Source organism: Phenylobacterium sp. (assembly GCF_030645195.1).
Taxonomy (GTDB): domain Bacteria; phylum Pseudomonadota; class Alphaproteobacteria; order Caulobacterales; family Caulobacteraceae; genus Phenylobacterium.
Genome location: NZ_JAUSLW010000115.1, coordinates 1 through 19,473, shown reverse-complemented (window position 1 = coordinate 19,473; position 19,473 = coordinate 1). Strand labels below are relative to the sequence as shown.

At 69.6% G+C, this 19,473-nt stretch carries 23 protein-coding genes; 5 read left to right on the top strand and 18 right to left on the bottom strand.

All coding sequences use genetic code 11. The features are described 5' to 3' along the window. The 4 genes from atpD to sugE all read left to right on the top strand — a co-directional run. Window positions 1-1,032: F0F1 ATP synthase subunit beta (gene atpD / locus Q7T09_RS10375; protein ID WP_304699531.1), on the top strand; the 1,032-nt coding region annotated here is incomplete at its 5' end. A 5-nt stretch (window positions 1,033-1,037) separates the two neighbouring features. Then, window positions 1,038-1,304, top strand: a complete 267-nt coding sequence (locus tag Q7T09_RS10370; RefSeq protein WP_304699530.1) for an ATP synthase F1 subunit epsilon — start codon at window positions 1,038-1,040, stop codon at window positions 1,302-1,304. A 93-nt stretch (window positions 1,305-1,397) separates the two neighbouring features. Continuing rightward, window positions 1,398-2,048 (top strand): hypothetical protein, encoded by a 651-nt coding sequence (locus Q7T09_RS10365; RefSeq protein ID WP_304699529.1) that lies wholly within the window; start codon window positions 1,398-1,400, stop codon window positions 2,046-2,048. A gap of 182 nt (window positions 2,049-2,230) precedes the next feature. After that, window positions 2,231-2,551 carry a quaternary ammonium compound efflux SMR transporter SugE gene (gene sugE / locus Q7T09_RS10360; RefSeq protein ID WP_304699528.1) on the top strand — a complete coding sequence of 107 codons (321 nt, stop codon included), beginning with the start codon at window positions 2,231-2,233 and terminating at the stop codon, window positions 2,549-2,551. Window positions 2,552-2,706: 155 nt separating this feature from the next. Here the strand turns inward: sugE and Q7T09_RS10355 are convergent, their stop codons facing one another. The 17 genes from Q7T09_RS10355 to dmeF form a co-directional block, all read right to left on the bottom strand. Continuing rightward, on the bottom strand, window positions 2,707-3,471 hold the full coding sequence (locus tag Q7T09_RS10355) for an alpha/beta fold hydrolase (RefSeq protein WP_304699527.1): 765 nt from the start codon (window positions 3,469-3,471) through the stop codon (window positions 2,707-2,709). Between the two features lie 66 nt (window positions 3,472-3,537). Beyond that, window positions 3,538-4,029 (bottom strand): RNA pyrophosphohydrolase, encoded by a 492-nt coding sequence (locus Q7T09_RS10350; protein WP_304699526.1) that lies wholly within the window; start codon window positions 4,027-4,029, stop codon window positions 3,538-3,540. A gap of 10 nt (window positions 4,030-4,039) precedes the next feature. After that, window positions 4,040-5,200 carry a divergent polysaccharide deacetylase family protein gene (locus Q7T09_RS10345; protein WP_304699525.1) on the bottom strand — a complete coding sequence of 387 codons (1,161 nt, stop codon included), beginning with the start codon at window positions 5,198-5,200 and terminating at the stop codon, window positions 4,040-4,042. A 101-nt stretch (window positions 5,201-5,301) separates the two neighbouring features. Next, on the bottom strand, window positions 5,302-6,687 hold the full coding sequence (locus Q7T09_RS10340; RefSeq protein ID WP_304699524.1) for a S41 family peptidase: 1,386 nt from the start codon (window positions 6,685-6,687) through the stop codon (window positions 5,302-5,304). Between the two features lie 88 nt (window positions 6,688-6,775). Next, on the bottom strand, window positions 6,776-7,642 hold the full coding sequence (locus Q7T09_RS10335) for a murein hydrolase activator EnvC (protein ID WP_304699523.1): 867 nt from the start codon (window positions 7,640-7,642) through the stop codon (window positions 6,776-6,778). Window positions 7,643-7,649: 7 nt separating this feature from the next. After that, window positions 7,650-8,114 carry a 23S rRNA (pseudouridine(1915)-N(3))-methyltransferase RlmH gene (gene rlmH, locus Q7T09_RS10330; protein ID WP_304699522.1) on the bottom strand — a complete coding sequence of 155 codons (465 nt, stop codon included), beginning with the start codon at window positions 8,112-8,114 and terminating at the stop codon, window positions 7,650-7,652. Then, window positions 8,111-8,524, bottom strand: a complete 414-nt coding sequence (rsfS, locus tag Q7T09_RS10325) for a ribosome silencing factor (protein WP_304699533.1) — start codon at window positions 8,522-8,524, stop codon at window positions 8,111-8,113. The genes rlmH and rsfS overlap by 4 nt, the downstream gene beginning before the upstream one ends. 75 nt (window positions 8,525-8,599) lie before the next feature. Next, window positions 8,600-9,259, bottom strand: coding sequence for a nicotinate-nucleotide adenylyltransferase (locus tag Q7T09_RS10320; protein ID WP_304699521.1), 660 nt, complete (start codon window positions 9,257-9,259; stop codon window positions 8,600-8,602). A gap of 15 nt (window positions 9,260-9,274) precedes the next feature. Beyond that, on the bottom strand, window positions 9,275-10,834 hold the full coding sequence (locus tag Q7T09_RS10315) for an aldehyde dehydrogenase family protein (protein WP_304699520.1): 1,560 nt from the start codon (window positions 10,832-10,834) through the stop codon (window positions 9,275-9,277). Between the two features lie 71 nt (window positions 10,835-10,905). Beyond that, window positions 10,906-12,045 (bottom strand): glutamate 5-kinase, encoded by a 1,140-nt coding sequence (proB, locus tag Q7T09_RS10310; protein ID WP_304699519.1) that lies wholly within the window; start codon window positions 12,043-12,045, stop codon window positions 10,906-10,908. Next, window positions 12,042-13,088: a GTPase ObgE gene (gene obgE / locus Q7T09_RS10305; RefSeq protein WP_304699518.1), complete on the bottom strand. Its 1,047-nt coding sequence runs from the start codon at window positions 13,086-13,088 to the stop codon at window positions 12,042-12,044. Before obgE ends, proB begins: the two co-directional genes overlap by 4 nt. Continuing rightward, window positions 13,085-13,657 (bottom strand): biotin transporter BioY, encoded by a 573-nt coding sequence (locus Q7T09_RS10300; protein WP_304699517.1) that lies wholly within the window; start codon window positions 13,655-13,657, stop codon window positions 13,085-13,087. The genes obgE and Q7T09_RS10300 overlap by 4 nt, the downstream gene beginning before the upstream one ends. Window positions 13,658-13,710: 53 nt before the next feature. Continuing rightward, a complete protein-coding gene (locus tag Q7T09_RS10295; RefSeq protein WP_304699516.1) occupies window positions 13,711-14,241 on the bottom strand; it encodes a GNAT family N-acetyltransferase in 531 nt (176 codons plus the stop codon). A 138-nt stretch (window positions 14,242-14,379) separates the two neighbouring features. Beyond that, on the bottom strand, window positions 14,380-14,649 hold the full coding sequence (rpmA, locus tag Q7T09_RS10290; protein WP_304699515.1) for a 50S ribosomal protein L27: 270 nt from the start codon (window positions 14,647-14,649) through the stop codon (window positions 14,380-14,382). Between the two features lie 32 nt (window positions 14,650-14,681). Next, window positions 14,682-15,239, bottom strand: a complete 558-nt coding sequence (gene rplU, locus Q7T09_RS10285) for a 50S ribosomal protein L21 (protein ID WP_304699514.1) — start codon at window positions 15,237-15,239, stop codon at window positions 14,682-14,684. 114 nt (window positions 15,240-15,353) lie between these two features. Then, the gene (locus tag Q7T09_RS10280; RefSeq protein WP_304699513.1) at window positions 15,354-16,688 is read right to left on the bottom strand and encodes a serine hydrolase; all 1,335 of its coding nucleotides are present in this window, start codon (window positions 16,686-16,688) and stop codon (window positions 15,354-15,356) included. A gap of 33 nt (window positions 16,689-16,721) precedes the next feature. Then, entirely contained in the window at window positions 16,722-17,612 is an 891-nt protein-coding gene (gene dmeF / locus Q7T09_RS10275) for a CDF family Co(II)/Ni(II) efflux transporter DmeF (RefSeq protein ID WP_304699512.1), read from the bottom strand. A 152-nt stretch (window positions 17,613-17,764) separates the two neighbouring features. Between dmeF and Q7T09_RS10270 the strand changes: the two genes are divergently transcribed. After that, entirely contained in the window at window positions 17,765-18,838 is a 1,074-nt protein-coding gene (locus Q7T09_RS10270) for a GTP-binding protein (protein ID WP_304699511.1), read from the top strand. 196 nt (window positions 18,839-19,034) lie between these two features. Here Q7T09_RS10270 and Q7T09_RS10265 read toward each other — a convergent pair whose 3' ends face one another. Then, window positions 19,035-19,463, bottom strand: a complete 429-nt coding sequence (locus Q7T09_RS10265) for a biopolymer transporter ExbD (protein ID WP_304699532.1) — start codon at window positions 19,461-19,463, stop codon at window positions 19,035-19,037. Window positions 19,464-19,473 lie beyond the last annotated feature (10 nt).

Here is a 19,473-nt window from a genome sequence, read left to right as displayed (position 1 = left end):
GGGATCAAGGTCATCGACCTGCTCTGCCCCTACACCAAGGGCGGCAAGATCGGCCTGTTCGGCGGCGCCGGCGTGGGCAAGACCGTGACCATGCAGGAACTGATCAACAACATCGCCAAGGCCTACGGCGGCTACTCGGTGCTGGCCGGGGTGGGTGAGCGCACCCGCGAAGGCAACGACCTCTATCACGAGATGATCGAGAGCAACGTCAACAAGCCCGGCGGCGGCGAAGGCTCCAAGTGCACCCTGGTCTACGGCCAGATGAACGAGCCCCCCGGCGCGCGGGCCCGCGTGGCCCTCACCGGCCTGGCCCAGGCCGAGTACTTCCGCGACGAAGAGGGCAAGGACGTGCTGCTCTTCATCGACAACATCTTCCGCTTCACCCAGGCCGGCTCCGAAGTGTCCGCCCTGCTGGGCCGCATCCCCTCGGCCGTGGGCTATCAGCCCACCCTGGCCACCGAGATGGGTAACCTGCAGGAACGCATCACCTCGACCTCCAAGGGTTCGATCACCTCGGTCCAGGCCATCTACGTGCCCGCCGACGACCTGACCGACCCGGCGCCCGCCGCCTCCTTCGCCCACCTGGACGCCACCACCGTGCTGTCGCGCGACATCGCCGCCCAGGCCATCTTCCCGGCCGTCGACCCGCTGGACTCCACCAGCCGGATCATGGACCCGCTGGTGATCGGCGAGGAGCACTACAACGTCGCCCGCCGCGTCCAGGAGACCCTGCAGGCCTACAAGGCCCTGAAGGACATCATCGCCATCCTCGGCATGGACGAACTGTCGGAAGACGACAAGCTGGTGGTGTCGCGCGCCCGCAAGATCTCCAAGTTCCTCTCCCAGCCCTTCCACGTGGCCGAGCAGTTCACCAACATGCCGGGCATCTTCGTCAGCCTGGAAGACACCATCCGCTCCTTCAAGGCGGTGGTGGAGGGTGAGTTCGACCACCTGCCGGAAGCCGCCTTCTACAATGTCGGCACCATCGAAGACGCGGTGGCCAAGGCCGAACAACTCGCTTCGGAAGCCTAGGCGCCATGGCCGGCAAGCTGCATTTCTCCCTGGTCTCGCCCGAGCGTGAGCTGTTCTCGGGCGAGGTCGATCAGGTCGACGCCCCCGGGTCCGAAGGCGACTTCGGCGTGCTCGCCGGCCATGCGCCCTTCATGACGACCCTCAAGACGGGTCGCGTGAAGGTGTTCAACGACGGCCGGGTCCAGGCTTTCGACGTGCAGGGTGGGTTCGCCGACGTGACGCCGGATGGCCTGACCATCCTGGCCGAGCAGGCTGTCGAGGCTGCAATCTAGGCAGCGCCTCGCCTTGGCCGTATTCCCGCGCTAGGGGGCTTGCGAGGGACGGCCACTTTGAGTGTGATAGATCGCAAGTCAGGGGACCCGTCTATGCGTACCGCCATCATCAGTCTGATCGCCGCCGGCCTGGCCACTTCGGCCGCCGCCCAAACCACCGCTCCGGCGCCCCCCCCGGCGGCGACGCCAGAGGCGACCGCTCCGGCTGCGGCTCCCGAGGCTCCGCCGGCCGCGGCTCCGGCTCCCGAGCCCGAGAAGGTCTATGCGATCCCCACCACCGGTGAGATCGGCCAGATCATCGACGTGATCAACCGTGTCTGCGTGCCCCTGGTGCGCGGCGGCGACATCGCCCAGCTGGCCAGCAAGGCCATGGGCTTCAAGGTCAACAAGCGGGACGGGACCTACACCCAGACCCTGCAGGTCAAGCCCTACACCCTGACCGTCTTCGCGCCGGGCTCCAACAAGGACGTCTGCCGGATCGCGCTCAACTACACCCTGGGCGGCGAGAAGCCGATCATCGTGGGCTTGAACATCTTCTCCCTGCTGCACCAGCCCGAGCTGCTCCAGCAGCGCAACGACTACGTGCCGGCCACCGACTACAAGCGCATCACCAACTCGTGGGAATACTTCACCGACCACGAGTCCATCGGCCTGGTCTTCCTGCAGCTGAAGAAGCCGGACGGCTCCTCGGTCTCGCCCAAGTGGGACATGGCCGAAGTGCTCTATTCGGAACGCAAGTTCTAGGGCGCCCGGCCCTCCACATCGATATGAGTTCAGGCGCTGGAGACGACTCCGAGCGTGACAGCCTGAAGTGGCCGCCGGTTCAGGCGACGGTCACGCTCGCAGCTGTTAAGTAGACTTTCTCGCTTCGCGAAAAGTCGGCGCCTTTCTCTTTTCCGGGACGGCCCGGTCTTGGGAGGACAGCCATGGCGTGGCTCATCCTGTTCGTCGCCGGTCTCTGTGAAATCGGCTGGGCCGTGGGCCTGAAATACACCGAAGGCTTCACCCGGCCCTGGCCCACCGTGCTCACCGGGGTGAGCCTAGTGGCCTCCATGGCCCTCCTGGGGATCGCGGTGAAGTCGCTGCCGCTCGGGACCGCCTATGCGGTCTGGACCGGCATCGGGGCGGTGGGGACGGTGATCCTCGGCATCGCGCTGTTCAAGGAGCCGGTCACCGTGGCGCGGCTGGTCTGCGTGGGCCTGATCGTCGCGGGGATCGCGGGGCTGAAGCTGTTCGACAGGGCCTAGGTCCGTCTATCGTCGAATGGACGGGGTTGGCGGGGCCCTCGCCGGACAGGGCTATCGACCCCTCATCCGACCCTGCTCCGCAGGGCCACCTTCTCCCGCAGGGGGAGAAGGATGTCAGAGAGCGACAGCTGTCGGATCCATACCCCAGGCCGACCCTAGGCCGGATCACGGACCTTCACCTGCGCCAGCCAGTCCCAGGCGGCGCTGGCCACGTCCTGCCAGCCGGTTTCCCCCAGCAGCCAGTGGCTCATGCCGGGCATCTCGCGGTATTCGGCGCCCAGGCGCGCGGCGGTCTGACGGGCGGTCATGGGCGGGTGGACGACGTCGCGCTGGCCAACCATCACCAGGCAGGGGGCCTCAAGGGCGCCCACGCCGACGCTGGTGGTCATGAAGGGGTCCAGCCACCAGTTGAGCGCCTCCCACAGGGCCCGACCGCTCTCCGGGCGCAGGCGCTGGACGGCGGCCTCCCGCTCGGGCTTGGGCATGCGATCGAGGCTGTAGGTGCGCATCAGGGTGCGGTCGGGGCTGATGCTGTGGGACCAGGCGGCCCCCACCATCAAACCGAAGGCGGTGACCGCCTCCTCCATGGAGGAGCCCGCCACGCCCCAGGGCGGGGAGGGGGCCAGCAGGATCAGGGCCTTGACCGGCGCGCGGCGCACGGCGAGCTGACAGACCAGGCCACCCAGGGAGTGGCCGATCAGGATCGGCGGTTCGGCCAGGCTGGCGCAGACGTCGGCGATGTCCTTGGCGTAGACGCTCATGGAGACCCCGGCGACGGCCTCGGCGCGATCGCCCTCGGCGTGGCCCCTCAGGTCCGGCGTATGGACGGTGTGGCCCGCGGCCTCGAAGGGCGCGCGGAAGGCCTCGAAGGCCCAGCCGCCGCAGAAGGCGCCATGCACCATGACTATCGGCGCGACCAAGGCATCCCCTTCACGTCTTCCATAGAGGCGGGACTATAGCGATCTGACCGCGCAGCGCCCGTGGCATCACGCCGCGCGGCCGGACAATCCCGCGAAATCGTGGAAGGCGGCCACCACCGCCTCATAGGTGGCCTTCTTGAAGGGCACCACCAGGCCCGGCGCCTCGGCCAGGCGGCCCCAGCGCCAGTCGTCGAACTCCGGGTGGCCGTGGCCCATCAGGTCGATCTCGTCGTCCTCGCCGTCGAAGCGCAAGGCGAACCAGACCTGGCGCTGGCCCTTCCAGCCCTTGGCGATCTTGCTGCCGTTGTGGCCGGGGGGGAAGTCATAGGCCATCCAGCCGTCGGTGCGGCCCAGCAGGGTGGTGGTGACCACGCCGGTCTCCTCGGCCAGCTCGCGCCGGGCAGCCTCGTAGAGGTCCTCGCCGGCGTCGACGCCCCCTTGCGGGAACTGCCAGTTGTAGGGCTCCGGCGTATTGACCCGCCGCCCCAGCCAGACACGGCCGTCTGGGTGGAACAGCACCACCCCGACATTGGGACGATAGGCGGTCAGATCGTTCATCGGCTCGCGGTCACCTGCGGGTGGTCAGCGCCGAGGCCGGCGCCAACTGATAACCCCTAGACTCCACCGATTGCGCCCATTGCGCCACCTGGTTCAACGTCACGGGGTAGGCGAATCCCGATCCCAGGGCCTGGCCGTGCTGCAGGGCGCCGGCCTCCAGGGACAGCAGCTGCTGGTCGATGGCCTCGACGGAGAGCTGGTCGTCGACGATGCGGTCGGCCGAGGCCCGGGGCAGGCCGCCGCCGCGCTTGGCCGCCGAGCCGTCGTCGATGAAGGCCAGGCCGCGGCCTCGCAGGGCGCCGGTGAAGGCGCCCATGGCGGTGTCGGAGCCCACGAACCGGGAGCCGAGATAGTTGGTGACCCCGAAATAGCCGGTGGCGCGGCTGAGCAGCCATTCCAGCTTCTTCACCGTCTCCTGGCCCTGGGCCTGGGCCATCAGGGTGTAGGGCCCCGGATCGTTGTCGGGATAGTCTACCGGCTCCATGGGGGCCTCCAGCAGCACCTCGTGGCCGTTGGCGCGGGCCAGGTCGATCCAACCCTGCAGGCCGTCGGAATAGGGCACGAAGGAGAGCGTGATCTCCGGGGGCAGGGTCTCGATGGCCTGGCGGGTGGCGGTGGCGTTGAGGCCCAGGCCGCCGATCACCAGGCCGACCTTGGGCCGGCCGTTGCTGGTGAAGGGCCGGGCATAGGCCTCGGCCGGGGTGCGGCCATTGGGGGCGATGATCGGCAGCAGGCCGCCGGAGCCCTGGGCGGTCAAGCCGGCGATGGGGGCGGCCGGCAGGGGATCGGCGGCGTGGAAGGCCTGGCCGCCGGGCAGGGTGATCACCGCCTGGCCGCCGAAGGCGACGTCCGGGCCGATGGGGGTCGCCGAGAGGCGGAAGATGTCGGTGCTCAGCGTCGCGCCGCCGGGGTGGTCGGCGATCAGGGCCTCGCGCCAGCCGGGCGGGGCGGCCATGGCGGCCACCTTGGCCAGGCTGATGCGGACCACCGGGGTCCCGGCCTTGGGATCCCCCATCAGGGCGATGAGGATCAGGACAGCGGTCATGAAGAGGAAGGCCGCGCCGCCGGCGCCGACATAGGGGTTGGCCAGGGCCTTGGCGAAGATCTCCGGCACGCCGCCCCCAGGGGCGGGCGCGGCGGCGACAGTCACGAGCTTTTTCTTGGAAAACATAGGTCTGACCACACAAGGCTCCAGGGGGGAGCCTGCGCGATCATGGTTAATGAACGGCTACTTTCCCCCGCGCCGCAGCAAGGCGCGGGGTCGCAGGGCGCCTATTTGGCGATCGGCTTGGGCTCGAGCTTGGGCAGCTTGGAGACCACCTCGGCCATCTTGGCGGTGGGCTTGGGCAGCTTGGGCGTGGCGGCCACCGAACCGTAGCGCAGGACGTCCTTGGCCCGGGCGAGCTGGAAGTCGCCGGTGGTGGTGTTGAAGGACTCCGGCGGCGCCTCGGCCGGCTCATGGGCGCCGACGCGGGTCTTGCCCTCCTCGGCGTTGAGCGCGTTGCGGAAGGAGGCCTCGCTGAACTGGAAGGCGCGGTTGGCGATGGCCTGGGCCTCGTCGCGGGTCTCGGCCACCTCCAGGTCCGGCTGGATGCCGGTCTTCTGGATGGAGCGGCCGGCGGGGGTGTAGTAGCGCGCCGTGGTCAGCTTGAGCGCGCCGTCCATGCCGCCGCGCAGGGGGATCACGGTCTGGACCGAGCCCTTGCCGAAGCTGGTGAGGCCCACCAGTTCCGCGCGCTTGCGGTCCTGCAGGGCGCCGGCGACGATCTCGGCGGCCGAGGCCGAGCCGGAATTGATCAGCACCACCACCGGCAGGCCGCCCGTGGCGTCGCCGGGACGGGCGTTGTAGCGCTCGACATCGCGGGGATCGCGGCCGCGCTGGGAGACGATCTCGCCGCCGTCCAGGAACAGGTCGGAGATGCCGACCGCCTGGTCGAGCAGGCCGCCGGGATTGTTGCGCAGGTCCAGGATGATCCCCTTGAGCTTGGGGTTCTTGGCCCGCAGGTCGGCGATGGCGGCCTCGGCCTCGTCGGTGGTCTTCTCGTTGAAGGCCGAGACCCGCAGATAGCCGTAGTCGCCCTCGAGCTTGGCGGTGGCGGACTTGGGCTTGATCACCTCGCGGATCAGCTTGACGTCGAAGGGATCGGTCTTCTCGCGGGCGATGGTCAGGGTGACCGCCTCGCCCGGCTTGCCGCGCATCTGCTTGACCGCGTCATTGACCGACAGGCCCAGGACGCTCTCGCCGTTGACGGCGGTGATGAAGTCGCCGGCCTTGACGCCTGCCTTGAAGGCGGGCGTGCCGTCCATGGGCGAGATCACCTTGACCACGCCGTCCTCGCTGGTGACCTCGATGCCGAGCCCGCCGTACTCCCCGCGCGTCTGATCGCGCATGTCGTCGAAGCTCTCGGGGTTCAGGTAGCCGGAGTGGGGATCGAGCGAGGTCAGCATGCCGTCGATGGCCGCCTCGATGAGTTTCTTGTCGTCGACCTCGGTGACGTACTGCCGTTCGACGGTGTCCAGCACGTCGCCGAACAGTTCGAGCATCTTGTAGGTCTTGGCTCGCGGCTGGGCCGAGGCCAGGGCCTGCTGGCTCACATAGGCCATCGAGCCCGCCCCGAGGACGAAGGCCGAAACACCGATCAACAGATACTTGCGCATAGATTGGCCCTAGGGCTCCCTTGCGGCGGAATTGAGCCGCTTAACCGCTTCACGTCCCCACCCGAACCCACCGGTTCGAGGTCGTCTCTTATCCGACAGCCGGTCTCAGGCCGGTCACGTCCTTCATCCAGCGCCCCGGATTGACCGGCGCGCCGCGTTCCCGGACCTCCAGATAGAGTTCAGCGGGCGATTGTCGCCCATCCGCCATCCATCCGACAGGCGCGCCCGCCGCGACGGATTGTCCGACGCTGACGTTCGCCCGGTCCAGACCAGCCAACACCAGATGGTATCCACCGGCCAATCTTAAGATCAAGATGACACCCCAACCCTTTACCGGGCCCACATATTGGACAAGTCCCGCGTCGGGGGCCGCCACTTTCGCCCCGGAGGACGCCTGGATGGTCAGGCCGTTGGCGCGGCCGCCGCCGGGCAGGACCTGACCGAAGCGCCGGCTGACGGGGCCTTGCGCGGGCATCAGCAGCTGTTTGGGCGGGGTGACCTCGCCGTCGTCGGGCTCGGGCAGGGGCGCGCGGGCGCCGGGGGGCTGGATCATGCGCGCCTCGGCCAGCTGGCTGTCGGCGGTGAACAGGGCCTCGCTGGCCACGGCGGCCAGGCGGCGCTGACGGGCGATCTCCCCGGCCTCCACCGCATAGAGGGTGGCGCGGCGCTGCAGCTCGGGCGTGATGGCCTTGACCAGGATGGCGGCGCGGACGGCGGCGACGGCGTCGTCAGGGCTCACCAGCAGGGCCGGCGGCGGGTCGCGGCGCAGCTGCTCCAGCACGGTCAGCAGGCGGGCCAGGCGGTTGCGGTTGCGGCCCTGCTCGGCGGTGAGCACGGTCTCGCGGACATTGAGGCTCTCGAGCTTGGCCCGCTCGCTCACCGCCGCCACGGCCACGACCCCGGCCGCGAGACTGGCCAGGGCGCCGATGACGAAAGCGGGACGGAGGATCGGCAAGGAGGGTTCAATCGCGATGATAAGGGCCGCCGGCCAGGATGGTGACCGCCCGATAGACCTGTTCGGCCAGCATGACGCGGGCCAGGGCATGGGGCCAGGTCTGGGGCCCGAAGGCGAGCTTTCCGTTAGCGCTGGCCACCAGGGTGGGATCCAGGCCATCGGCGCCGCCGATCAGGAAGACCAGCCGCCGCACCCCCTGATCGCGCAGCTTGGCGATCTCGGCGGCGAAATCCCGCGAGGCGCGTGCGGTCCCCCGCTCGTCACAGGCGATGACGTGGGCGTCGGCGAGATGCGGCCGCAGGACCTCGGCCTCGGCGGCCTTGCCGGGCTTCTTGGCTTCGACCTCGACGACCTCGACGGGGCCGAGACCGAGCGCGCGGCCGGCCGCGGTGGCGCGGTCCACATAGAGCTTCACCAGCTCGACCTCGGGGGAGCGGGCCAGACGCCCGACCGCCAGGATCGTCAGCTTCAAGTGAAGGCGATGTGGGCCGAGTCCACCGACCAGATCTTCTCGATGTTGTAGAAGGAGCGGACCTCGGGACGGAACAGGTGGATGATCACGTCGCCGGTGTCGATCAGCACCCAGTCGCAGTGGGGCATGCCCTCGACGCGCACCTTGCCGTAGCCCTCGTCCTTGAGGGCGCGCAGCAGGTGGTCGGCCATGGCGCCGACATGACGATGCGAACGGCCGGAGGCGACGATCAATCCGTCGGCCACGGCGCTCTTACCCTTCAGGTCGATGAACACGACATCCTGGGCTTTGTCGTCGTCGAGACGGGCCAGGATAAGGTCTTCCAAAGCGCTGATGCGACTCTGGGGATCGGAGGAAACCTCGGCGGAAACCGGGGTCTCGTGCGCACTGGGCGCAGGGTCAGGGCTCAGCGGGGTAGCTCCTTTTTTGCCTCGCTAAAAGGCCTCATATCATGATTGCGGGGCCAGGGGCAGTCCCGCGTGTCATCACGATCTTGAGCCGCCCATCCGCTCGCGCAGGGCGGTGGAGGAAAGGAAGTTCAGCGGGCCCGTCAGGAAGACCCAGCGGGGCGGCCGCGCCGTGGCCAGGGTCGAGGCTTGGGAGGCCGGGCGCCGCGCGTGGGAGAACCTGCGCGCCGCCGGCGAGAAGCGGCTTTTCAGCGAGATCCAGGGCCGTGAGACCACCGCCACCGGCGCCCCGCCCATGATCTGGGTCCAGCCGCGCCAGCGGTGGAAGCTGGCCAGGCTGTCGGCGCCCATGATCCAGACGAACTTCACGCCGGGGAACCGGGCCTGCAGGACCCTCAGGGTGTCGATGGTGTAGGTCGAGCCGATGGCGGTCTCGGCGTCGGAGACGATCATGGCCCGGCCGCGGGCCACCTTGCGCACGCCTTCCATGCGCTCAGCGAGGCTGGCGGTCTCCTTGTTGGACTTCAGCGGGTTCTGCGGCGAGACCAGCCAGATCACCCGGTCGAGCTTCAACCGCTTGCGGGCGGTCTCGGCCACGTGGGCGTGGCCCTGGTGGACCGGATTGAACGAGCCCCCATAGAGCCCCACCCGCATCCCGCGCGTGAGCGTGAAGCCCAGGCGCAGGGTGGCGGGGCGGCCGGCCTCAGGGACGCGCCGGGCGGGTCCCGCGAACCACATGGTCTCTGCTCTGGATCAAAACCGCTTGCCCGTGTCGGGGTTGCGGTCGAGGTTGAGGTCGGTCTGGCGGACCCGGGCGCGGACGGTGAAGACCCCGTCCCCGGCCAGGACCCCGCCGCGGGCGAACAGGCGGCCATGCTCCCAGTTGGAGAGGCCGAGCTCGGGGCGGTTGAGGGCGTATTGGCCGTCCACCCAGCGGGTGAATCCATCGCCGGTGAAGGGGGCGTCGATGGCGGCGTAGAAGCTGTCCTGAGCCTCGGGATCCTCGGAGATCAGGCTGGCGGCGAAGCGGGGGCTGTGGCGGTTGAAGAGGGCGATGGCCGCCTCGACGCTGTCGACCACCGCCAGGGTCACCTCCGGGGTCTCCTCCCATTCCCACTCGCGGCCGAGGTCGGCCTGGGGGAGGCTCTCCACCAGGGGCTCCTCGCGGTCGCCCTGGGCGCGGGCGACGGTGACCCGGGCCTCGCGCCAGGCGGCGGGAATGTAGGCTTCCGAGCCCTCCAGGACGTGCAGCTTGGCGCCCTTGCGGCGCTGGCCGGCGGCCTCCAGGGCGCGCAGGAAGACCGGGACCAGGTCGCCCGCGCGCTCGCGGACGATGGCGCAGACGTTCAGGGTGTTGCAGACCTTGCGGTCCAGGGAGTGGTAGGCGCAGGCCTCGAAGCGGGCGGGGTCGGCGGCGGGGCCGGCCACCATCCAGGCGCCCCCCGTGCCGTGCAGGCTGACCGGAGTTCCCGCCTGGCGGGCGATGGCGCCGAGCTGGGCCACGGCGGGGCCGGAGCCGCGCGCCACGGCGAGCGCCAGGCGGGGATCGGAGAACATGGCCCAGCCGGCGGCATGCTCGGCGTTGTCCACCAGGGCCGCGGCCCCGGCGGGCAGGCCCGCGGCGGCGAGCGCCGGATCCAGGGCGTGCTCGACGATGGCCCGCGCGGTGCCCAGGGCGTCGGAGCCGATGCGGAAGACCACGGTGTTGCCGGTGCGCAGGACGCCGGTGGCGTCGGCGAAGACGTTGGGGCGGCCCTCGAAGACGAAGCCCACGACCCCCAGGGGCGCCATGACCTGCTCGACGCTCCAGCCCGGGTGGGTGGTTGTTTCAAGGACCTTGCCGCGGGTGGCGGGCGCGTCGCGCCAAGCCTGGAGGCCCAAGATCATGTCGGCCCGCAGGGCCGGGCTCACCGCCAGGCGGGTGGTGGAGCGACCGCGGGCCTGGGCGTGGGCGACGTCGGCGAGGTTGGCCTGCGCGATGGCGGCCCAGACGGTCTCGTCGGCGAGCTTGGCGGCGAAGGCCTCGAAGAAGGCGGTGATGGCCTCGTCGCCGACGGCGCCCATCTGCTGGAAAGCGGTCGAGGCGCGGCCGACGGCGTCCTCGGCGATGGCCTGGACGGCGGCTGGGACGTGCAGCAGGTCACCGCTATCCTGGACCACCACCAGCCGGTCGCCGGGGTGGAAGGCCTGGGCGAGGGCCTCGGAGACATAGGCCACGCGGTCGCCGCCAAAGGGGATGGCCATGCCCGGCGCGAGCGCGGTCAGCCGGCCGATCGCCGCCGCCGCCCTGCCTGTCGCCGCCCCGTCGTCCACGTCGCCTCCCATATGCTCAGGATGAGCCTTAGTAAGCACCTTTGCCAGAGGCGGCAATTGGAGGTGCTTTCCTAGTCGGCGGTCGCCTCGGCGGGGGCGTGGCCCAGGGCCAGGTCGTCGGCGTGGATCACCGGGCCGGAGGTGTAGCCCAGGGCCGCCTCGATGGCGTCGGACTTCAGGCCCAAAATGGCCAGGGCGTCAGCGCTGTCGTAGCGGGTCAGGCCGCGGCCGATCTCGCGGCCGGCCTGGTCGCGGACGATGACCGCCTCGCCCTTCTCGAACCGGCCCTCGACGTCGCGCAGGCCCGCGGCCAGCAGGCTCTTGCCGGTGGCGAGCGCCCGGGCGGCGCCCTCATCCACCACCAGGGTCCCGGCCGGGGCCAGGGTCCCGGAGATCCAGGCCTTGTAGGCGGCCTTGGCGCTCAATGCGGGTTCGATGACCGTGGCGGGTTCGCCGGCCTCGAGGGCGGCCAGCGGCGAGGGGCGACGGCCCAGGGTGATGACGGTGGCGCAGCCGGCCGACTGGGCCATGCGGGCCGCGGCGATCTTGGTGGCCATGCCGCCGGTGCCGACCCCGGCGCTGGCGTTGGCGCCCCCGGCCATGGCCTCGATCTCCGGCGTCAGGTGGGTGATGCGGGCCAGGTGCTTGGCGTCGGGATTGCTGCGGGGATCGGCGGTGTAGAGGCCGTCGATGTCCGACAGCAGGACCAGGACGTCGGCGCCGATCATCTGGGCCACCCGGGCGGCCAGGCGGTCGTTGTCGCCGTAACGGATCTCCTCGGTGACCACGGTGTCGTTCTCGTTGACGACGGGCACGACGCCCAGGTCCAGCAGGGTCTCGACAGTTGCGCGCGCATTGAGCCAGCGGTGGCGGACCTCGGTGTCGTCACGGGTCAGCAGCACCTGGGCGGCGGTGATGTCGTGGGGTTCGAGGGCCTCTTCCCAGGCCCGCATCAGGGCCGATTGGCCGGCGGCGGCGGCGGCCTGTTTCTCCGGCAGGGTCAGGGAGCGCTTGGCGAGCATCAGCCGGCGGCGGCCGAGCGCCACGGCGCCGGAGGAGACCACCAGCACCTGCTGGCCACGGGCCCGCATCCGGGCCACGTCGGCGGCGAAGGCGGCCAGCCACAGGCTGTCGGCCGTGCCGTCCTCGCCCACCAGCAGGGCCGAGCCGACCTTGACGACGACCCGGCGGGCCCGCTCGATCCCGCTCACGGCTTCCAGCCCACTTCGTCCTCGCCGCCCTTGCCCACCGCGGCGGCGGCCTTGCGGTCGCGCACCAGGGCGTAGGCCTCGCGCAGGATTTCGACGACCCCCTTGCCGGAGACCGCCGAGACCAGCCGCACGGGGACCCCGGCGGCCTCGGATAGGGCCTCGCGCTGCATTTCCACGGTGCTCTCGTCCAGGGCGTCGATCTTGTTGAGGGCCAGGATCTCGGTTTTGTCGCCGAGTTCCTCGCCATAGGCCTCCAGCTCGTGGCGCACGGTGTTCCAGGCCTCGACGACGTCGGTCTGGGTGGCGTCCACCAGGTGGATCAGGACGGCGGTGCGCTCCACATGGCCCAGGAAGCGGACGCCGAGGCCCGCGCCCTCCGAGGCGCCCTCGATCAGGCCGGGAATGTCGGCCAGGACGAAGCGCTCGTTGGGGGACAGGTCCACGATGCCGAGATTGGGGTGGATGGTGGTGAAGGGATAGTCGGCGATCTTCGGCTTGGCGGCGCTGGCGGCGGCCAGGAAGGTGGACTTGCCGGCGTTGGGCAGGCCCACCAGGCCGACGTCGGCGATCAGCTTCAGCCGCAGCCAGATCCAGAGCTCCTCGCCCTCCTGGCCGGGATTGGCGTGATAGGGCGCCTGGTTGATGGAGCTCTTGAAGCGGTCATTGCCCCAGCCACCGTTGCCGCCCTTGGCCAGCAGGAAGCGCTGGCCGGCGGTGTCCAGGTCGACGATCAGGGTCTCCTTGTCCTCGGCCAGCACCTGGGTGCCGACGGGGACCTTCATGACGATGTCGGCGCCGGCCGCCCCGTGGCGGTTGCGGCCCATGCCGTGGGTGCCGGTCTCGGCCTTGAAGTGCTGGCTGTAGCGGAAGTCGATCAGGGTGTTGAGGCCGTCCTGGGCCTCGATCCAGACGTCGCCGCCGCGGCCGCCGTCGCCGCCGTCGGGGCCGCCGTACTCGATGTACTTCTCCCGCCGGAAGGACACGGCGCCGCCGCCCCCGTTGCCGGAGCGGACATAGACCTTGCACTGGTCGAGGAACTTCATGTCGTCAGGATCCGATCGCCCGCGAGTTTCACGGTCGCGACCGCCAATATGGTTTTCAAAAACGCGCCCGCAAGAAAGGGCGCGACGCCGCTAGCGAAGGCGGCTTTCGCCCCCAGGCCGGTGGCCAGCCAGGCCCAGCCCAGCAGCAGGATGAGGGCGTGGGCGGCCAGGAAGCTGGCGGTGAGGCTCCGCCAACTCCGCCCGTCCGGACGCGCGGCCAGCCAGCCTATGAGGCCCGCGGTGATCACGAAGCCCAGCAGGTAGCCGGCCGTGGGGCCGACGAAGGGGGCAAGGCCGCTCGCCCCGTCCGCCAGCAGGGGCAGGCCCATGGCCGCCTGGGCCAGCCAGACGACGACGATCTCAAGGGCGAGCCTGGGCCCCGACAATCCGGCGATGACCAGCAGGGCGTAGGTCTGCAGGGTCATGGGCACGGGGTACATCGAGACCTCGGCCCAGGAGGACGCCGCCAGGAGCCAGCTTCCCGCCAGGACGGCGCCGACCCGCCACGCCAAGGAGCGCCCCGCGAGCAGGGCGTCCAGGGGCGCTTTGAAGGTGGCGGTCGAGGTCAATTCCATATCCCGGGAGCGTTCGGCGCCCGCCATAGCACGCGAGCGCCGCAAACTCACGCCAGCCAGACCATCATCCGCGAGGGGACGGCCTCACCGCGGGCGGCGGAGGGGGAGAGCCTGACCTCCCCGGTATAGAGGAAGCCGCTCTTGCAGAGCACCGAGGCCGAGGCCGGGTTGTCGGAGAAGTGGCGCGCCAGGACGTAGCGCCGCTTCCAGTCCCGGTGAGCCCAGACCAGGGCGCCCTTGGCGGCCTCGGTGGCGAATCCGCAACCCCAGAAGGGGCGGCCGATCCAACAGCCCATCTCTGTGCGGCCGTTCTCGCTGTCGAAGCCCACCACCCCGATGGGTCCCTGCTGCGGGTGGTCGATGACGAACATGGCCAGGGCCTGGGGATCGGCGTCGTCCACCTGGGAAAGGTAGGCTTGCGCATCCTCCAGCCCGTAGGGATGGGGGATGGCGTGGGTCATGCGGGCCAGCTCCAGGTCGTTGAGCAGCTTGGCCACGCGGGGCGCGTCGGCGGGACGGGGCCTGCGCAGCCGCAGGCGTTGCGTCTCGATGACGGGTTCGATCTGGATGGAGCACATCTTGAACCTCCCGGGCCCTCTGACGGGACCCCTGAAACAGGAAAAGCGGGAGCCCGGCGTTCCGGACTCCCGCTTTTCGGGATTCTGTCCGGTCCGCCTGACTGATCGCCTGGCGGACCCGGAGAAGGTGGGTTCGCCCTAGCTGGCGTTGGCCTCGTTGGTCACCACGTTCACGTAGGTGCGGTCGTCACGCTTGGTGACGAACTTCACCGCGCCGTCGGCGGTGGCGAAGAGGGTGTGATCGCGCCCCATGCCGACGTTCACGCCGGCGAAGAACTTCGTGCCGCGCTGGCGGACGATGATGTTGCCGCCGACGACGGCTTCGCCACCGAACTTCTTGACGCCGAGACGACGGCCGGCCGAGTCACGGCCGTTGCGGGATGAACCGCCAGATTTCTTGTGAGCCATTGTGGTCTCCTAAACTTGTCTTGATCCGACGCTTATTCGGCGTCGGGCTTCTTGGCGGCGGCCTTCTTCGGCGCGGCGGGCTTCTTGGCGGCGGCTTCAGCCTTGGGAGCGGCGGCCTTCGGGGCAGCAGCCTTCTTTGCGGCCGGAGCCGCAGCCTTTTCGCCGGCGAGCGCGGCCTTGGCGGTCGCGGCTTCTTCCAGCTTCAGGTTCCGGGCGCGAGCGTTGAGGACCGCCTTGGTGGTCATGTCCACCACGCCGTCCCAGTTCTCGGTCTTACCGGCGCCGGCCACCGAGGTGACGCGCAGGACGCTCTCGTGCTGGCGATGGCCGCGGGTGCGGCGATAGCCCTGACGACGGCGCTTCTTGAAGATCTTAACCTTCAGGCCCTTGCGGGTCTCGATCAGGGTGGCGCTCACGCTGGCGCCTTCCACGATCGGGGCGCCCAGGGTGATGGTCTCGCCATCGCCCAGCATCAGGACGTCGCCGAAGGCCACGTTGGCGCCCGGCTCACCTTCAAGCTTTTCGACGACGAGAAGGTCGCCCGCCTGAACCCGGTACTGCTTACCGCCGGTTTTGATCACCGCGTACATCGTTCGCGCCTTGAGACTTTAGCAAAAAAGGATCACGCCCGTGGGGAGCCCCGCGTGCGAAGGCGCGGACTTATACAGACGACCCCCGCCAAGTCAACGCAAGGCGCTGCGGATTCAGCGGCCTCCGGACGACTCGCCCGGACGCAGGCTGGCGAGCGTCCGCCGGTCGTTGGCGCGTTCGCTCTCCCAGTTGCTCACCACGGCCTTGGAGACCTGCTGCATGAAGGCCAGGCGGGCGCCCACCGGCTTGGTGGTGCGCTTCATCAGGACCACCACGGCGTAGGACCGCCCGTCGGGCGCGGTGAGGACGGCCACGTCGTTGATGCCGATGGAGCCGCCCCGCCAGTCCTGGCCGGTGCCGGTCTTGTGGGCGATGGTCCAGCCGGCCGGCAGGCCGCCCTTCAGCCGCCTGGGACCCGTGCGGGCCTCCGACATGGTGGAGAGGAAGGTCTCGGTGGCTTCCGGCGACAGCAGCTCGCCGCGCTTGAGCACCACCAGGGCCTGGGCCAGCCCCGCCGGGGTGGCCCCGTCCAGGGGATTGTCCAGATAGGCGTCCATGGCCGCGTCGCGCACGGCGTCGGGCAGGCGCGAGCGCGCCTCCTTGAAATTGCCGCCGATCCCCAGCTCCGGGCTCCAGGTGAGGCCAGCGATCTTGGCCTGCAGGTTCTTCTCGTCGGCCCCCATGCGGATGCCGGTGAGGTTCTTGCGCGCCAGCATGTCGGCCACCGCGTCCACCCCGCCCACCTGCTGCAGCAGCTTGTCGTTGGCGGCGTTGTCGCTCTCGATCAGGGCCCGGCGCACCAGGTCGCGCAGGGTGGTGGCGTAGCCGGTGACGCCGATCTTGTGGGAGATGGGCTGGAAGAAGACGCTGCGGTCCTGAGGTCCCAGGATCACCGCCTGGTCCAGGCTGAGCTTGCCCTGGTCCTGGGCGTCCAGGGCGGTCATGGCCACCCAGAGCTTGGAGACGCTCTGCTGGGGGAAGGCGTCGTCGCCGGCCACCTGGGCCATCCAGCCCTCGCTGCAGTCGGCCACGGCGATGCCCACCTTCTCGCGATAGCCGGTGGCCAGTTCGTCCAGGCGCTTCTGCAGGGCGGGCGGGGGCGGGCCGGGGGCCGGGCGAGGCTTGAGGTGGGGCCGGGGGTCGGGGGTTCCGGCGGCCAGGACGGTGGGAGGCTTGGCCTTGCTGGGGGCGTCGGTGACCACATAGACCCCGGCCAGCAAGCTCAGGCCGCCCATGACCGCCAGGGCCGAGGCCGGCCGCCAGCGGGCGGCGCAGAAGGTGGTGGCGTCGGCGACGAAGCTCCGGCTGAGCCGGGGCAGGTCCTGGGTGGCGTCCTCCAGGACCGTCCAGCCGCGAAGCACCGCGACGAGCAGGTCGACGCCGCGGTCCGCCGCCCCCTCCATGGAGCGTCGGGTCCAAGCCCGCACCTGCTCAAGCCCTTGATTCATCAGACCTTGAAAAGGCTGATCCGTGGACTCCGGTCAAGCCGTCGCGTGGTCGCGGACTTCCACAGTTACGTGACTGAGTCCCGCCAGCCCCGCCAGGCGGGCGCGATAGGCCTGGGGCGCCTGTGGGGTGGTCGCGGCGATGACGATGATGGCCGCGTGGTGGCCGGGGCCCAGGCGCCAGAGGTGCAGGTCCAGCACCCGCTCGCCCTCGCCCTCCAGCCGGCCGCGGATCTGCGCGGTCAGTTCGGGGCTGGGATTGATGTCCAGCAGGACGGCGCCGGTGCGGCTGAGCAGGCGCCAGGCGAAGTGGGCCAGCAGGCCCGCCCCCACCAGGGCGGCCACGGGATCGGTCCAGCTCCAGCCCAGATAGCGGCCGGCGGCCAGACCCGCGATGGCCAGGCCCGAGATCACCGCGTCGCCCGCCAGGTGCAGGTGGGCGGCCGAGAGGTTGAGGTCGCCGTCGCGGTCGTGGGCGTGGGTCTGGGCCGGCTTCAGCAGCCAGACGCAGACCAGGTTGATGGCCAGGGCCGCCGCCGCCAGGGCCAGGGCGCCGTCATAGGCCACCTCCTCCGGGGCCAGCAGCCGCCCGACGCTCTCGATGCCGATCAGCAGGGCGGTGACCCCCAGGACCGCGGCGTTGGCGAAGCCGGCCAGATAGCCCAGCTTGCCCGCGCCGAAGGTGAAGCGCGGGTCCTTCGCATAGGTGCGGGCCGCGGCGTAGGCGATGGCGGCCACCAGCAGGGCGGCCAGGTGGGCGGCCATATGGAGCCCATTGGCGACAAGCGCCATGGAGTGAAAGAGAAGGCCGCCGGTGATCTGGGCCGCCAGGGTCGCCAGGCAGATGGCCGCCACGATCCAGGTGCGCCGCTCGTTGCGGGCGTGGTCGGCGCCCAGATAGATCCGGTCGCCCCGGAAGGCGTCCATGGGCTCCTGAGCGCGGGGTTCGGCGGCGGTCACGGTCACCTATATAAAGAGAGGGGCGGGCGGCGGAGGCTGGAGTGTTATTCTATAACACCTTATCCAGGTCAAGCGATCCAACGCCGCAGCCTGTTCCATCGGGCCCCGACAATGACTAGATGAGCGTCATGAACGCCAAGACCCCCGTCACCGTCCTCACCGGCTATCTCGGCGCCGGCAAGACCACCCTGCTCAACCGCATCCTCACCGAGGACCACGGCAAGCGCTACGCCGTGATCGTCAACGAGTTCGGCGAGGTGGGCATCGACAACGAACTGATCGTCGGCGCCGACGAGGAAGTGTTCGAGATGAACAACGGCTGCGTCTGCTGCACGGTGCGCGGCGACCTGATCCGGGTGCTTTCGGGCCTGATGAAGCGCAAGGGCGGCTTCGACGCCATCATCGTGGAGACCACGGGCCTGGCCGATCCCGGCCCCGTGGCCCAGACCTTCTTCGTCGACGACGACGTCAAGGCCAAGACCCAGCTCGACAGCGTCACCACCGTGGTGGACGCCAAGCACCTGCCCCTGCGCCTGGCCGATTCCCGGGAGGCGGTCGAGCAGATCGCCTTCGCCGACCAGATCGTGCTCAACAAGACCGACCTGGTGACGCCGCAGGAGCTGAAGTCGGTGGAGGCCGCCATCCGGCGGATCAATCCCTTCGCGCCCATCCACCGCGCCCAGCGCGCCAACGTGCCGCTCGACGCCATCCTCGGCCGCGGCGGCTTCGACCTGGCCCGCATCACCGATATCTCCCCTGAGTTCCTGAACCCCGCCCATGGCGAAGCCGGCCATGTGCACGACGAGGACTGCGACCATGATCACGATCATCACGATCACGACCATTCTCACCACGATCACGGCCACGATCATCCGCACGAAGACCATGCGGCCGCGGCCGGTATCCGTGGAATCTCGCTGACCCTTCGCAAGCCGATCCATGGGGTGAGGGTCACCAACTGGCTGAACCAGCTGCTGGCCGACCAGGGTCCCGACATCCTGCGGGCCAAGGGCATCCTGGACGTGGCCGGCGAGGAACGCCGGCTGGTGTTCCAGGCGGTGCACATGATCCTGGAGGGCGACTTCCAGCGCGACTGGAAGCCCGAAGAGGACCGTTTCAGCCGCATGGTCTTCATCGGCCGCAATCTCGACGAGGCCGCTCTGAAGGCCGGCTTCGAGGCCTGCGCGGCCTAGACTCTATTCTCCCTCCCCTTCATGGGGAGGGTGGACGAGGCGAAGCCTCGGACGGGTGGGGAATTGTGGCCAGACTCCCCCACCCTGATCGCTTCGCGATCTGTCCCTCCCCATGAAGGGGAGGGAGGGATTTCGCCCACGAAAAAGCCCGCCCGGGTTTCCCTGGGCGGGCTTTTCCGTATCGAGTCCGAAGAGCCTAGAGCTCTTCGTTGATCAGGGCGACCTGGAAGTAGCCGTTACCCTGCAAGGTGTTCATCACCGACATGAACTCGCCGTAGCGCACCGTGCGGTCGGCGCGGATATAGACGCGCTCCTCGGTGGGGTTGGGCTTGTTCAGCTTGCGCGCGAGGTCCGCGGGCAGGGTGTCGAGGGTGGTGGGCTGATCGCCGATATAGAGGCCGGCTTCCTGGATGTTGATCAGGGTCGGCTCTTCGACCTTCGTGCCCGGAGGCGGCGGAATCGCCGGCGGCAGGTCGAGCTTGATCGACACCGTGGCGGCGGGGATCGACACCATGAAGATGATGAGGAGCACCAGCATCACGTCCACGAAGGGCGTGACGTTGATGTCGCTGTTTTGGCCGAGGTCGAACTTGCCGCCGCCCCCGCCGCCCAGCTTCGCACCCATATGCAATTCC

Bases quoted from the DNA above. Each gene is read 5' to 3' on its own strand.
- Q7T09_RS10370 (WP_304699530.1), top strand. From the start codon at position 1,038: ATGGCCGGCAAGCTGCATTTCTCCCTGGTCTCGCCCGAGCGTGAGCTG.
- Q7T09_RS10365 (WP_304699529.1), top strand. From the start codon at position 1,398: ATGCGTACCGCCATCATCAGTCTGATCGCCGCCGGCCTGGCCACTTCG.
- sugE (WP_304699528.1), top strand. From the start codon at position 2,231: ATGGCGTGGCTCATCCTGTTCGTCGCCGGTCTCTGTGAAATCGGCTGG.
- Q7T09_RS10350 (WP_304699526.1), bottom strand. From the start codon at position 4,029: ATGAACGATCTGACCGCCTATCGTCCCAATGTCGGGGTGGTGCTGTTC.
- Q7T09_RS10345 (WP_304699525.1), bottom strand. From the start codon at position 5,200: ATGTTTTCCAAGAAAAAGCTCGTGACTGTCGCCGCCGCGCCCGCCCCT.
- Q7T09_RS10340 (WP_304699524.1), bottom strand. From the start codon at position 6,687: ATGCGCAAGTATCTGTTGATCGGTGTTTCGGCCTTCGTCCTCGGGGCG.
- Q7T09_RS10320 (WP_304699521.1), bottom strand. From the start codon at position 9,259: ATGTGGTTCGCGGGACCCGCCCGGCGCGTCCCTGAGGCCGGCCGCCCC.
- obgE (WP_304699518.1), bottom strand. From the start codon at position 13,088: ATGAAGTTCCTCGACCAGTGCAAGGTCTATGTCCGCTCCGGCAACGGG.
- Q7T09_RS10295 (WP_304699516.1), bottom strand. From the start codon at position 14,241: ATGTGCTCCATCCAGATCGAACCCGTCATCGAGACGCAACGCCTGCGG.
- rpmA (WP_304699515.1), bottom strand. From the start codon at position 14,649: ATGGCTCACAAGAAATCTGGCGGTTCATCCCGCAACGGCCGTGACTCG.
- rplU (WP_304699514.1), bottom strand. From the start codon at position 15,239: ATGTACGCGGTGATCAAAACCGGCGGTAAGCAGTACCGGGTTCAGGCG.
- Q7T09_RS10280 (WP_304699513.1), bottom strand. From the start codon at position 16,688: ATGAATCAAGGGCTTGAGCAGGTGCGGGCTTGGACCCGACGCTCCATG.
- dmeF (WP_304699512.1), bottom strand. From the start codon at position 17,612: ATGGACGCCTTCCGGGGCGACCGGATCTATCTGGGCGCCGACCACGCC.
- Q7T09_RS10270 (WP_304699511.1), top strand. From the start codon at position 17,765: ATGAGCGTCATGAACGCCAAGACCCCCGTCACCGTCCTCACCGGCTAT.
- Q7T09_RS10265 (WP_304699532.1), bottom strand. From the start codon at position 19,463: ATGGGTGCGAAGCTGGGCGGCGGGGGCGGCGGCAAGTTCGACCTCGGC.